Origin of the sequence: Streptomyces sp. NPDC057474 (assembly GCF_042802555.1) — a bacterium.
Lineage (GTDB): Bacteria > Actinomycetota > Actinomycetes > Streptomycetales > Streptomycetaceae > Streptomyces.
The window spans coordinates 1-12,237 of sequence record NZ_JBHVDX010000264.1 but is presented as its reverse complement, the minus strand read 5'-3'; the positions used below and the strand labels follow the sequence as shown (position 1 = coordinate 12,237).

The following is a 12,237-nucleotide window of genomic DNA, read 5'->3' as shown; positions in this document are numbered from 1 at the left end:
TCTGTCGCCTGATCAGGCGACAGACCCCGAAGCCGTGGTCAGTTCACCGCCCCGCCACGCATAGACGCCCCGCCACGCATCGCCACCCCCTCCACCCACTTCCGCGCCAGCTCCTCCCCCTGTTCCACCGCCGCCTCGTGGTCCTCGATCGGGGTCACCTTGGAGTCCTCGAAGACGATGTAGGTGACGCCTGAGTCGGTGCCGCCGCTGCGCGGGTCGGGGCGGATTCCGAGGGCCTCGGCCGTGGCGTACGAGGCCTCGCCGATGATGTTCCGGGGGCCGGTGTCGCCGACGACGGCGTACTGGACGCGGTCCTCGTGGATGACGGCGGCGACCGAACCACCCCTGATGCCGTGGACCCGGTAGTCCCACGTACGGCTCGCGGCGGGGACGACGACGAACGGCAGAATCTCGGAGTTGAGGTACCGGCCGTCGGACTGCAGGAAGGACGTGGCGGGCTGGAACCACGGGTCGCTGTCGCGGTTGCAGCGCGGGCCCGGCCGGCCGTCGCAGTCGATGTCCATGTCGGCCTTCCAGAACACCGCGCCGTCGACACCGCAGACGGGGATGACGGCGGGAGTGCCGGCGTCACCGCTGTAGAGCCCCTCGGACACCCGGACGCAGCCGCGCGCCCTGGCCAGCAGGTCGGCGGCGGTCACACTGCCCTCACGTTGCAGGGGCCGCTGCGGGTGGGCCAGCGCGGGCAGGGCGACGGGGGCCAGCAGGGCGGCGCCGACGGCGGCCAACGTCAACGAGCGGACACGCACGATGAGGAACCCTCTCCGGGAAGGGGACATGACGGACACTCACCCAACGGTGGTGCGGGTCGGAGAGGACGGCTACCGGGAGGGGGCCGGACGGATCACGACATCCTCCGCACAAGCGCGCGGCCGAGGGCCCGGGCCCAACTCGGCCCCGGCCGCTCGGCCGCTCTCGTCGGCGTGGGATCGGCGACGACAGCGGCCTGCGCCGCACGACGTGAACTGACGTGAATGGCAATCGAGTTCACGCCGTGCCGAAGCAGCAGCATACGTAGCCGCGCGCCGTGCCGTGAACCGCGTCGCAGCCACCACGTCCGTCGGGCGGAGCATCCGGCCGGCACTCATTCGCTCCCCACCCACCCCTTGATGTGGCCGCGTCAGTCATGTCATACATGGGAGATAGGTACAGACCAATCCCGCCGTGGCTCGACGATCGAGGGGGCAGAATCGTGCGACGCGATTCCGTGCCGGCACTCGTCCTGGTGCCGATGCTCTGCGGCCCGCTGCTCCTCACGGCCGCCTGCGCGATGGAGGAGGGCCCCGGTCGCCGACCGCCGTCGGCCCCACCCGGCGTCACCGCCGCCGCGGGCAGCGCCACCAGCGTGCACGTCATGTGGAACCGGGTGTCCGGCGAGCCGGAGATCGCCGGGTACGAGGTGTACCGGGGCGGCACGAAGGTGAAGGACGTGCCGGGCGGCGAGCACATGGTGGACATCACCCGGCTCCGACCGTCCACCACGTACGTGTTCACGGTCCGGGCCCGCAGCGCCGCCGGGGACCTGGGACCACCCAGTGCCGAGGTCCGGGCCACGACGCCCGGCGCCGGGGTGACGGACCGCCGGGCCCCGACCCGCCCCGGGCGACTCGACGCAAAGGTGGTCGGGAGCAAGGCGGTGCAGTTGTCGTGGGGGCGGTCGACGGACGACCGGGACGTGGTGTCGTACGACGTCCTTCAGGGCGACTCGAAGATCCACAGTGTGGGCGGGGAGCAGACGGCGGCCGTGGTCACGGGGCTGCGGTCCGGCACCCGGTACACCTTCTCCGTGCGGGCGCGGGACGCGGCGGACAACGTCTCGCCCGTGAGCCGGGTCGTACGGCTCACCACCGCGCCGGGGGCGGACGACGGGCGGGGCACCGCGCCCACCGGTTTCCGCGCCGGCACACGCCGGGCCGACGGGGCGTACTCCATCGAACTGTCCTGGCTGCCGCCGCGTGCCGACGGTGTGATCACGGAGTACGAGATCCAGCTCGACGGGCGGCAGGCGACCACGCTCGTCTGGGGCGGGACCCCGCCCCGGGACCGGGCCACGTACAGCTTCTACGTGGGCCGGGAGGCCGGGGTGTCGTACCGGGTACAGATCCGCGCGAAGCTCCCGGACGGGACCTGGGGCGGGTTCTCGGCGGAGCGGACGGTGACCACCGCCGAGTGAGCCGGTCTGTCGGCCACCGACGGGTGAGCCGGGGCGACCGCCGCCGAACGAGCCGGGTCACCCGCACGGCGGAATCCGTCACCTGCCCGGGTGTCGCCCGCATGCGGGCGGGGCGAAGGGCACGTTGGCTCACCCTGAGGCAGCACGGGTCTCCCGATCCTCGGCGGTGCAAGGGACGTGCCGCCACCGTGCCGCTGGAGGGCAGACCATGCGTACGTCTCAGCTACTCCTCCGCTCCGGCCTGACGTCGGCCGCCGCCGTGCTGCCGATCGCCCTGACCGCGCCGTCGGCCGTCGCCGTCCCCACGGGGATCTCGGTGAGCACCACGGGCTCCTCGGTCACCGTCACCACGAGCGATTGCCCCAACAGCACCAACGGCACGTTCGGGACCGCCTCGCTGCTCTCCAGTGGGCAGGCGAACTTCTCCCAGGGGCGTCAGGCGACGCTCACCGGTACGAGCACCACCCAGTCCGCCTCCTGGGCGAACGTGGGCCCGGGTACATACACCGTGATCGGGGTGTGCAAGGACGGGACCACGGCGGGCACCCAGTCCGTCATCGTCACCGCCGCCACCCCCACCATCTCCACGACGGCCTCGCCGGCACGGGGCGTCATGGGCGGTGTCGGCGGAGCCACCCGGGAGTACGGCACCATCACCCTCGTGGGCGGCGGGGCACTGGTGGCCGCGGGCACGGGGGCGGCCGTCTGGTACCTGCGCCGCCGCGCGAAGCCGCACCGCCTCTGAGAGCCCCGGGTGAGCGGTCGCCCCGTGACGCGGACGGCCGCCTACTCGTTCCCCGCGCCTTCTCCACTGTCACCGGTGGTCTCCGGCAGCGTCTCGAACTCCTCCAGGGCGTTCGTCAGCCACTGGGTCCAGAAGGTCAGCAGGTCGATTCCCGCCCGCAGGATCAGATGCTGGAGCCGGTCCTGAGCCGTGTCCCGGCCGGGCCCGAAGTCCCGCTTCTCGATCTCCTCGTACTCCGCCAACTGCCGCTGATAAAGCCCGAGATGGCGCCTCATATCGTCCTCAAGACCGGTCGTGCCCACCACCGCGGCGGCGCGCAGCCGGACGAAGAGCGCGTCCCGCCACGGCTTGGGGTCCTGGGGCGCGGAGGTCCAGCGGGCCAGTTCGTCACGTCCGGCCGGCAGGACCTCGTAGCTCTTCTTCTGCCCCCGGGCGGGCCGCTCGGAGGGCAGGGCCCGGATGAGGCCCTCGCCCTCTAGTTTGCCCAGCTCGCGGTAGATCTGCTGGTGCGTCGCCGACCAGAAGTAGCCGATCGACCTGTCGAACCGCCGGGTCAGCTCAAGGCCCGACGACGGCTTCTCGAGCAGGGCGGTGAGGATCGCGTGCGGGAGTGACATGGGCTCATCCTAGGAAGGCGGGGATCACGACAGCCGCACGCGCCTCGTGGCCGGGCCTCCTACAGCCCGGCCGCCAGCTCCGTCCCCTGCTTGATCGCCCGCTTGGCGTCCAGTTCGGCCGCCACATCGGCGCCGCCGATGAGGTGCGCGGACCGCCCGGCGGCGACCAGGTCGTCGTACAGGCCGCGGCGCGGGTCCTGTCCCGTGCAGAGGACGACCGTGTCGACCTCCAGCACCTGGCGGACGCCGTCGACGGTGACGTGCAGTCCGGCGTCGTCGATCAGGTCGTACTGGACGCCGGGGACCATGGTGACGCCGCGGTGCTTGAGTTCGGTGCGGTGGATCCAGCCCGTGGTCTTGCCGAGTCCGGCGCCGACCTTGGAGGTCTTGCGCTGGAGGAGGTGGACCGAGCGCGGCGGGGCGGGGCGCTCGGGGGCGGCCAGGCCGCCCGGGGCGCGGTAGTCCATGTCGACGCCCCACTGACGGAAGTACGCGGCAGGGTCCTCGCCGGTCTTCTCCCCGCCGTCGGTCAGGTACTCGGCGACGTCGAAGCCGATGCCGCCCGCGCCGAGGACAGCGACACGGTCGCCCACGGGGGCGCCGTCGCGCAGGACGTCCAGGTAGCTCAGGACCTTGGGGTGGTCGACGCCGGGGAGTTCGGGGGTGCGTGGGGTGACGCCGGTGGCGACGACGACCTCGTCGTAGGCCGTGAGGTCGTCGGCCGTGACGCGCGTGTCCAGGCGTACGTCGACGCCGTGCGCGTCGAGCTGGTGGCGGAAGTAGCGCAGGGTTTCGTCGAACTCCTGCTTGCCGGGGACCTTGCGGGCCACGTTGAGCTGGCCACCGACCTCGCTCGCGGCGTCGAACAGCGTGACCCCGTGGCCGCGTTCGGCCGCGCTCACGGCACAGGCGAGCCCGGCCGGGCCCGCGCCGACGACCGCCACACGCTTGCGCAGCCGGGTCGGGGAGAGGACGAGTTCCGTCTCGTGGCAGGCGCGCGGGTTGACCAGGCACGAGGTGATCTCGCCGCTGAAGACGTGGTCGAGACAGGCCTGATTGCAGCCGATGCAGGTGTTGATGGCATCGGAGCGGCCCTCACGGGCCTTCTTGACGAAGTCGGGGTCGGCGAGCATCGGGCGGGCCATGGACACCATGTCGGCGTGGCCGTCGGCGAGCAACTCCTCGGCCACTTCGGGGGTGTTGATGCGGTTGGTCGTCACGAGCGGCACCGAGACCGCACCCATGAGCTTCTTGGTCACCCAGGTGTACGCGCCGCGCGGCACCGAGGTCGCGATGGTGGGGATACGGGCCTCGTGCCAGCCGATGCCGGTGTTGATGATGGTCGCCCCGGCCGCCTCGACGGCCTTCGCCAGCGTGACCACCTCGTCGAAGCTGGACCCGCCGGGCACGAGGTCGAGCATGGACAGCCGGTAGACGATGATGAAGTCCTCCCCGACCGCCTCGCGCACCCGGCGCACGATCTCGACGGGGAAACGCATACGGTTCTCGTACGAGCCGCCCCAGCGGTCGTCGCGGTGATTGGTCCCGGCGGCGATGAACTCGTTGATCAGATAGCCCTCGGAGCCCATGATCTCGACGCCGTCGTACCCCGCCTGCCGGGCGAGCCGGGCCGCGTTCGCGTAGTCCTCGATCGTCTGCTCGACCTCGGCGTCGGTGAGGGCGTGCGGGACGAACGGGCTGATCGGGGCCTGGAGGGCGCTGGGCGCGACCAGGTCGCGGTGGTAGGAGTACCGCCCGAAGTGCAGGATCTGCATCGCGATCCGGCCGCCCTCGCGGTGTACGGCGTCGGTGATCTGCCGGTGCTGTTCCGCCTCGGCGTCGGTGGTGAGCTTCGCGCCGCCCTCGTACGGGCGTCCGGCCTCGTTGGGCGCGAAGCCGCCGGTGACGATGAGGCCCACTCCCCCGCGCGCTCGGGCCGCGTAGAACTCCGCCATGCGCTCGAAGCCGCGCGCGGCCTCCTCCAGGCCCACGTGCATGGAGCCCATGAGCACGCGGTTGGGGAGTGTGGTGAAGCCCAGGTCGAGAGGGCTCAGCAGGTGCGGGTAACGGCTCATGGGTGTCCTCCGTGCGTGGCGTCGTCATCAACGTTGTAGACGACGCCGCGCCTTTTATGCAACTAGTTGCACAATGGTTGAGGGCAAGGCCACATCAGGTCGCGTGGATCCTCGCGCGGGCTACTCGGTGCCTCAGGGTCTTGAGCCGAGCACCACGTGGGCGTACATCTCCTCCGAGACGGCCACGCGTGCGGTGAGGCCGGATCGGAGGAAGGTGTCGAGGGCGAGCGGTGCCTGGCGTTCGCTCGTCTCGACGAGCAGACAGCCGCCCGGGGCGAGCCACTCGGGGGCCTCGGCGGCGACCCGGCGCAGGACGTCGAGGCCGTCCGCGCCACCGTCGAGAGCGACGAGGGGTTCGTGGTCGCGGGCCTCACTCGGCAGGAGCGGGACCTCGTCGGTCGGGACGTACGGCACGTTCGCCGCGAGGATGTCGACGCGGCCCCGCAGGCGGGCGGGCAGCGCCGCGAAGAGGTCACCCTCGTGGGCGTGGCCGCCGTGCGGCGCGATGTTGCGGCGGGCGCAGCGGACCGCCGCCGGATCGATGTCGGCGACGTGGAGTTCGGCCCCTTCGAGCGACGTGGCCAGCGCGGCGCCCACCGCGCCGGAGCCGCAACAGAGGTCGATGACGACCGAGGCGCCGGCGACGGTGGCGAGGGCCTGTTCGACGAGGAACTCGGTGCGGCGGCGGGGGACGAACACGCCGGGTTCCACGGTGATGCGCAGGCCCGCGAACTCGGCCCAGCCGAGGACGAGTTCGAGGGGCAGGCCGGCGACGCGCCGGTCCACCATGGCGGCGGCCTCGTCCGGGGAAGGTGCGGTGGTGAGGATCAACTCCGCCTCGTCCTCGGCGAAGACGCAACCGGCGGCGCGAAGTGCCGTGACGACAGAGGTGGTTGACAGAAGTGGCATGACAGCCGAGAGCCTTTCGGTGGGCCGAAGGGCGCTCCCGCGGTGGCCTATCGGCGATGCACCGCGCCGCGTTGAGGTGAGAGCACCCGACCTGACACAGCGGTAATGGGTCTCACCTCCTCGGTCCACGTGCTGACTGGCCCGGCAACCCTACCCCATGGTCACGACAGGACCACAAGGGAACGAGCGGCACCGCCGGGGAGCGGTTCGAGCGCACGGCTCCGATGCTTCCGGCACGCTGCGACGTGCATGGCCGCCGCTCCCCGGCACGGCTTGGAAGGGCACTGCCGGCCGTCCCAGCACGCCCCCCGACCGCACGGCCGGCCACCCCGGGCGCGCCACCCCGGGCATGCCGCCCGTCGCCCGCCCGCTAAACCCCCGCGCCGACCGCGGGCACCCGGGCCGCCATGAAACGGGTGGTGCGGCGTAGGCGGAAGCCGAGGGACTCGTAGAGGCGGATGGCGGTCGTGTTGGTTGCGGCGGTGTGAAGGAAGGGGGTTTCGCCGCGTTCGCGGATGCCGTGGGCGACGGCATGGACGAGGCGGGTGGCGAGGCCCGCACCGCGGAAGGCCGGGTCGGTGCAGACCGCGCTGATCTCGGTCCAGCCCGGCGGGTGCAGCCGCTCGCCGGCCATGGCGACCAGGGTGCCGCCCCGGCGGATGCCGAGGTAGGTGCCGAGTTCGACGGTGCGGGGGAGGAAGGGGCCGGGCTGGGTGCGCTCGACGAGGTCGAGCATCTCGGGCACGTCGGCGGGGCCCAGCCGTACGGCCTCGTCGTCCGGTGCGGCGGCCACCCCGTCGTCGACGAGTTGCACGCCCGCCAGGTCGAAGGTCACCTCCCAGTGGGCCGGGAAGCCTGCGCTGTAGGCCGGGACCGGGACCTCGGCACCGGGGCCGGCCAGCGCCGCGAGGTCGGCCCAGTCGTCCGCGTCGGGCTCGTCGGGGAGGGCCAGCCACGGCGACACGTCGAGCGGGTAGCGCAGCACCCGGCCGCGCCGCTCGGCGAAGTGGGCGTGCGGCCCGGTGAGGGAGGCGAGCGCGGGATTGTCGAGGACGTGCGGCACGGTCCCCGCACCCTTGCTGCCACTCGCGTACTCGGACATGCGCTCTCCCGCTCTGATCTGCTGCCACCTGGTCGTCGGCCGTCAGGTCCGCCGGCACCGACTGAAGGCGGCAAGGGAGATCGCCGAGCCCCTATTCCCGGGCTGCCGAAGAGTTCACGCGGCCGCAACGATCGCCGCCCGGCCCCGGGGCCGGAGCACTCACCCCGGACACGTACGGTTGCATGACTCAGCAATCACCGCCGTCACGTTGGACCCCCATGAACGTCACACGAGGCTTCACCGGGCGCCCCCGCGTCCAAAATCCCGGACTGCCGCCCGGCCAGTACGACGCCGGCGACGACTGGCCCGTTCTGTCGGCCGAGGTCACCCCCGACCTGACGCCCGCCGACTGGACGTTCCGGATCGACGGCCTGGTGGCGGAGCCGCGCTCCTGGGACTGGGACGAGGCGCACGCGCTGCCCACGTCGCCGTACGAGGGCGACATCCACTGTGTGACGAGCTGGTCGAAGTTCGGCGTGCGGTTCGGTGGCGCCCCGCTGGACGCGTTCCTGGACATGGTCCGGCCCGACGCGTCCGCCACCCACGCGGTCGCGTACTCCCACAGCGGCTACACCACGAACCTCCCGCTCGCCGACCTCACCGGCGGGCGCGCCTGGATCGCCTGGGAGTACGACGGCAAGCCGCTGCCCGCGGAGCACGGCGGTCCGGCGCGGCTGCTGGTGCCGCATCTGTACTTCTGGAAGAGCGCCAAGTGGATCGCGGGCCTGCGGCTCCTCGACCACGACGAGCCCGGCTTCTGGGAACAGAACGGCTATCACGCGCGGGGCAACCCGTGGGAGGAGCAGCGGTACTCCGGTGACTGAGACAGCGACGACTTCGGCGTTCAAGCCGCCCACGCGGTTCGCCGTGCCCGGCCGTATCGCCGTGAGCAACCGGGCGGCGGCGCTCTGGCAGACGGCGACGCTGACGGAGATCCGGCGGGAGACGCCTGCCGTGGCCACGTTCCGGTTCGCGGTGCCCGGGTGGGCGGGGCATCTGCCGGGGCAGCACCTGATGCTGCGGCTGACCGCCGGGGACGGTTACACGGCGCAGCGCCACTACTCGCTGGCGTCCCCGCCGGACGACGCCGGGAACATCGAGCTGACCCTGGACCATGTCGAGGGCGGCGAGGTCTCCGGGTGGTTCCACACCGAGGCCCGGCCCGGCGACGAGGTGCAGGTGCGCGGCCCGCTCAGCGGCTTCTTCGCCTGGCCCGGGGACCGACCCGCGTTGCTGATCGGCGCCGGTTCCGGTGTCGTGCCGCTGATGTCGATGATCCGCCACCACCGGGCGCGCGGGCTCGACGTGGCGTTGCGGCTGCTGGTGTCCGCGCGCGGGCCCGAGGAGCTGATCTACGCGGCGGAGTACGGCGCGGAGACCACGGCCGTGTTCACGCGGCGGGCGCCCGCGGGGGTGCCGGTGGGGCGACTGTCGGCGACACATGTGGCGCCGCTGCTGACCGAGCGGCCGCTCGGTGGGTGGGAGGCCTATGTGTGCGGCTCCAACGCGTTCGCCGAGCACGCCTCACGGCTGCTGGTCGAGGCGGGGCAGCCGGTGGACCGCATCCGTATCGAGCGGTTCGGCTGACCCTCCGGCCCGTACATCGCTCGCTCCTGCTGGGCAGTGCTTCCATGATTTCTGGCGCAAACCATGCCAACTCGGCCTCTTTCGGGTACACCGGAAGTGCGGACCAGTCCTAACCGGGGTTCTCGTACATGAGGGCCGTGCCGGTGAGGGAGGGCGAGATGCGAGGCCAGGTGTTCGGGTGGCGTTGGCGCCCCAATCCGCTGCGCCGACGCTCGGACGTCGTCGAGGCGTGGACGGTGCTGTTCGTCGTGCTCCTGCTGGCCCTCGCCGCCCCGGCCGCCGGGATCGCGGTGGGCCGGTGGGCCCACGGGGACGCGCGGGCGCACGCCGCCGCCGAGCGGGCCGCGCTCGACCGGGTCAGCGCCGTGATCGTCGAGAAGGCCCCCGCCTCCGTGCCCTCGGCGCACGGCGACAGGCAGCCCACGTACTGGGTGCGGGCCCGCTGGACCGAGCCCGACGGCGGCTCCCGTACCGGTGAGGCCCGGGTGGCGGCGGGCACCGAGCGCGGCGACCGCGCCGACGTCTGGCTGGACGAGGCGGGCCGCAGCGTCCAGCCGCCGCCGACCGACACGGCCGTCTGGCAGCACGCGCTGGCCATGGGGACCTGCGCCACCGGCGGAGTGGTCGGCATCGTGCTGCTCGGACATGTCGTCGTCCGCCGGGTCGCCACCCGGCATCGGCTGGCCGAATGGGATCAGGAGTGGGCGCGGACAGGACCCGACTGGGGACACCGCTGGGCGTGACGGCAGAACGAGAACATTTCTCAGCTAATAGCTGCGCACCGCATGTCGGCCACCCCCGAAACATCCACAAAATCCATCTCCCCAACGCAGTTGATACTCCAATAGCCTTGCTGACATACTCCGCTTCCTCCCCCACGGTTTCCGCACAGTGACTCGACTTCCGCGATTACCGAATTCCCCCGCGGTGACCATCGCGACCGGACAGAGTCGACTGCGAGACATAAGGCAGCGAAGAGGGTGCATTGTGTCCAACTACACGGCACGGTACGACAGTTCCGTCCCGTTTCCCCCCGCACAGACAAGCCGACAGCCCATACACGCAGACCCTGAATTTCGTTCAATAAGCGCCGCATATCGCAGGTTCGGCATATGGGCGACCGCGTTGTCCGTCGGTGGATTCCTGTCGTACGTCCTACTGTCGAGTTTCGTACCAGGAGTTATGAATCAGCGATTGATCGGACATCTGACACTCGGGCTGACACTCGGGCTGGCCCAGTTCGCCGTCATGGGTGTGACCGCGTTCCTGTACGTACGGCACATGCGCAAGAACATCGACCCGGTCGTCCGTCGGCTCCGTTCCCACCTGGAGGAGCGTGAGGCCGAGAAGCGTCGGGTTCCGGCCGCACGGCGGTTCCGCGCATGGTGACCTTCTCCGCGAGTGTGGCCGACGCGTTCAGCCTGCGGCTGACGTTCGTGCTGTTCCTGTCCGTCGTCGTCATCACCCTGTTCACCGCGTTGCTGACGGCACCGCAACGGGACGAGATCAGCGAGTTCTACCTCGGCAACCGTGACATGTCGCCGCTGCGCAACGGCCTCGCCATGTGCGGCGACTACCTCTCGGCCGCGACGCTGCTCGGCAGCACCGGCCTCGTCGCCCTGACCGGCTACGACGGCCTGCTCTACCTCGGCGGTACGGTCGTCGCCTGGATGATGGTGCTGCTGCTGATCGCCGAACCCCTGCGCAACTCGGGCAAGTTCACCCTCGGCGACGCCCTGGCCCGACGGTTCCCGCTGCGGCAGCGGCCTGTCCGGCTGGCGCTCGCCATCTGCACGCTCTCCGTGTGCACCCTCTATCTGGTGGCCCAACTGGTCGGCAGCATCGCGCTGATGACGCAGTTCGTGGGCGAACCCGGCCCGACCACACGCACGATGGTCGTGATCATCATCGGCACGATCGTGACGATCTACGCGGCGATCGGCGGCATGCCGGGGGCCACCTTCATCCAGGTGGTCAAGGCCGTGATGCTCGTCGCCGGTGTCACGGTGGTCGCCGTGCTGGTGTTGAACCGCTTCGACTGGAACATCGACGGGCTCCTGGCGTCCGCGACCGCGGGCAGCGGGCTGGGCAGCGAGTACCTGCAGCCGGGTCTGCGCTACGGGGCGGGCCCCATCAGCAAGATCGACTTCTTCAGTCTGCAACTGGCCATCGTGCTCGGGCTGGCCGCGCTCCCGCACGTGATGATGCGGATGTTCGCGCCCCGCAGGACCCGGGTGCTGCGCGCCTCGGTGGTGTGGGCCGTGGGTCTGGTCGGGTTCGTGTGCCTGATGGCCGGCGTGCTGGGCCTCGGCGCCACCGCCTTGGTGGGCCGGGAGACCATCTCTGACATCGACCACAAGGGCGACGCGGCCGTACTGCTGCTCGCCCACGAACTCGGCGGCGAAGTACTGACGGCGATCGTCTCGGCCCTGGCCTTCGTCACCCTGCTCGCCGTCGCCGCCGGTCTCATGCTCGCCGCGGCCTCGTCCGTCGCCCATGACCTCTACGGCGAGGTCATCCGCAAGGGCAAGGCCAAGGAGACGCAGGAGCTGGGCGTCGCCCGGATCGCCGCGGTGATCCTGGGCGTCCTGAGCATGATGTTCGCCCTCCTCGCCTGGGGCACCAACACCGCCACCCTGGCGTTCCTGGCCTTCGCGATCGCCGCGTCCGCCATCCTGCCGACCATCGTCTACAGCCTGTTCTGGCGCGGGTTCACCGCTCGCGGCGCCCTGCTCAGCCTGTACGGCGGCCTGGTCACGTCCGTCCTGCTCGTGCTGTTCTCGCCGGTCGTCTCCTCCACCCCGGACTCGGTCCGTCCGAACGCCGACTTCGCGTGGTTCCCGCTGCAGAACCCGGGCATCGTGTCGATCCCGGCGGGCTTTTTGCTGGGCTGGCTCGGCTCCCGGCTCGGTCCCCGGCAGGAGGAGAGCGTGTACGAGGACTTCGAGGTCCGGGCCCTGGTCGGGGCCGACCAGAGGTGAGCCGTGGGGCGTCGCGGGCCCGGAAAAGCC

The 12,237-nt window shown here is 71.3% G+C and carries 12 protein-coding genes; 7 read left to right on the top strand and 5 right to left on the bottom strand.

Annotation, left to right across the window (positions count from 1 at the left end):
- Positions 1 to 38: 38 nt before the first annotated feature.
- Positions 39 to 767 (bottom strand): glycoside hydrolase family 75 protein, encoded by a 729-nt coding sequence (locus tag ACFU53_RS41790; RefSeq protein ID WP_384004937.1) that lies wholly within the window; start codon positions 765 to 767, stop codon positions 39 to 41.
- 482 nt (positions 768 to 1,249) lie between these two features.
- Between ACFU53_RS41790 and ACFU53_RS41785 the strand changes: the two genes are divergently transcribed.
- Positions 1,250 to 2,191 carry a fibronectin type III domain-containing protein gene (locus ACFU53_RS41785; RefSeq protein WP_384004939.1) on the top strand — a complete coding sequence of 314 codons (942 nt, stop codon included), beginning with the start codon at positions 1,250 to 1,252 and terminating at the stop codon, positions 2,189 to 2,191.
- Positions 2,192 to 2,399: 208 nt separating this feature from the next.
- Positions 2,400 to 2,936 carry a hypothetical protein gene (locus ACFU53_RS41780; RefSeq protein ID WP_384004936.1) on the top strand — a complete coding sequence of 179 codons (537 nt, stop codon included), beginning with the start codon at positions 2,400 to 2,402 and terminating at the stop codon, positions 2,934 to 2,936.
- Positions 2,937 to 2,977: 41 nt separating this feature from the next.
- Here the strand turns inward: ACFU53_RS41780 and ACFU53_RS41775 are convergent, their stop codons facing one another.
- From ACFU53_RS41775 to ACFU53_RS41760, 4 genes are all read right to left on the bottom strand, one after another.
- Positions 2,978 to 3,553 carry a PadR family transcriptional regulator gene (locus ACFU53_RS41775; RefSeq protein ID WP_384004934.1) on the bottom strand — a complete coding sequence of 192 codons (576 nt, stop codon included), beginning with the start codon at positions 3,551 to 3,553 and terminating at the stop codon, positions 2,978 to 2,980.
- 59 nt (positions 3,554 to 3,612) lie between these two features.
- Positions 3,613 to 5,628, bottom strand: a complete 2,016-nt coding sequence (locus tag ACFU53_RS41770; RefSeq protein WP_384004932.1) for an FAD-dependent oxidoreductase — start codon at positions 5,626 to 5,628, stop codon at positions 3,613 to 3,615.
- A 132-nt stretch (positions 5,629 to 5,760) separates the two neighbouring features.
- Positions 5,761 to 6,537, bottom strand: a complete 777-nt coding sequence (locus ACFU53_RS41765; RefSeq protein WP_384004930.1) for a putative protein N(5)-glutamine methyltransferase — start codon at positions 6,535 to 6,537, stop codon at positions 5,761 to 5,763.
- Between the two features lie 370 nt (positions 6,538 to 6,907).
- A complete protein-coding gene (locus ACFU53_RS41760; protein WP_384004928.1) occupies positions 6,908 to 7,639 on the bottom strand; it encodes a GNAT family N-acetyltransferase in 732 nt (243 codons plus the stop codon).
- A 218-nt stretch (positions 7,640 to 7,857) separates the two neighbouring features.
- Between ACFU53_RS41760 and ACFU53_RS41755 the strand changes: the two genes are divergently transcribed.
- The 5 genes from ACFU53_RS41755 (at position 7,858) to ACFU53_RS41735 (ending at position 12,207) form a co-directional block, all read left to right on the top strand.
- On the top strand, positions 7,858 to 8,463 hold the full coding sequence (locus tag ACFU53_RS41755) for a sulfite oxidase-like oxidoreductase (RefSeq protein ID WP_384004926.1): 606 nt from the start codon (positions 7,858 to 7,860) through the stop codon (positions 8,461 to 8,463).
- Positions 8,456 to 9,226: a ferredoxin reductase gene (locus ACFU53_RS41750; RefSeq protein ID WP_384004924.1), complete on the top strand. Its 771-nt coding sequence runs from the start codon at positions 8,456 to 8,458 to the stop codon at positions 9,224 to 9,226. The genes ACFU53_RS41755 and ACFU53_RS41750 overlap by 8 nt, the downstream gene beginning before the upstream one ends.
- Positions 9,227 to 9,384: 158 nt before the next feature.
- Positions 9,385 to 9,969 (top strand): hypothetical protein, encoded by a 585-nt coding sequence (locus ACFU53_RS41745; RefSeq protein WP_384004922.1) that lies wholly within the window; start codon positions 9,385 to 9,387, stop codon positions 9,967 to 9,969.
- A gap of 148 nt (positions 9,970 to 10,117) precedes the next feature.
- Positions 10,118 to 10,615 (top strand): DUF485 domain-containing protein, encoded by a 498-nt coding sequence (locus ACFU53_RS41740; RefSeq protein WP_384004920.1) that lies wholly within the window; start codon positions 10,118 to 10,120, stop codon positions 10,613 to 10,615.
- The gene (locus tag ACFU53_RS41735; protein WP_384004918.1) at positions 10,609 to 12,207 is read left to right on the top strand and encodes a cation acetate symporter; all 1,599 of its coding nucleotides are present in this window, start codon (positions 10,609 to 10,611) and stop codon (positions 12,205 to 12,207) included. Before ACFU53_RS41740 ends, ACFU53_RS41735 begins: the two co-directional genes overlap by 7 nt.
- Positions 12,208 to 12,237 lie beyond the last annotated feature (30 nt).

Bases quoted from the DNA above. Each gene is read 5' to 3' on its own strand.
- ACFU53_RS41785 (WP_384004939.1), top strand. From the start codon at position 1,250: ATGCTCTGCGGCCCGCTGCTCCTCACGGCCGCCTGCGCGATGGAGGAG.
- ACFU53_RS41780 (WP_384004936.1), top strand. From the start codon at position 2,400: ATGCGTACGTCTCAGCTACTCCTCCGCTCCGGCCTGACGTCGGCCGCC.
- ACFU53_RS41775 (WP_384004934.1), bottom strand. From the start codon at position 3,553: ATGTCACTCCCGCACGCGATCCTCACCGCCCTGCTCGAGAAGCCGTCG.
- ACFU53_RS41770 (WP_384004932.1), bottom strand. From the start codon at position 5,628: ATGAGCCGTTACCCGCACCTGCTGAGCCCTCTCGACCTGGGCTTCACC.
- ACFU53_RS41765 (WP_384004930.1), bottom strand. From the start codon at position 6,537: ATGCCACTTCTGTCAACCACCTCTGTCGTCACGGCACTTCGCGCCGCC.
- ACFU53_RS41760 (WP_384004928.1), bottom strand. From the start codon at position 7,639: ATGTCCGAGTACGCGAGTGGCAGCAAGGGTGCGGGGACCGTGCCGCAC.
- ACFU53_RS41755 (WP_384004926.1), top strand. From the start codon at position 7,858: ATGAACGTCACACGAGGCTTCACCGGGCGCCCCCGCGTCCAAAATCCC.
- ACFU53_RS41745 (WP_384004922.1), top strand. From the start codon at position 9,385: ATGCGAGGCCAGGTGTTCGGGTGGCGTTGGCGCCCCAATCCGCTGCGC.
- ACFU53_RS41735 (WP_384004918.1), top strand. From the start codon at position 10,609: ATGGTGACCTTCTCCGCGAGTGTGGCCGACGCGTTCAGCCTGCGGCTG.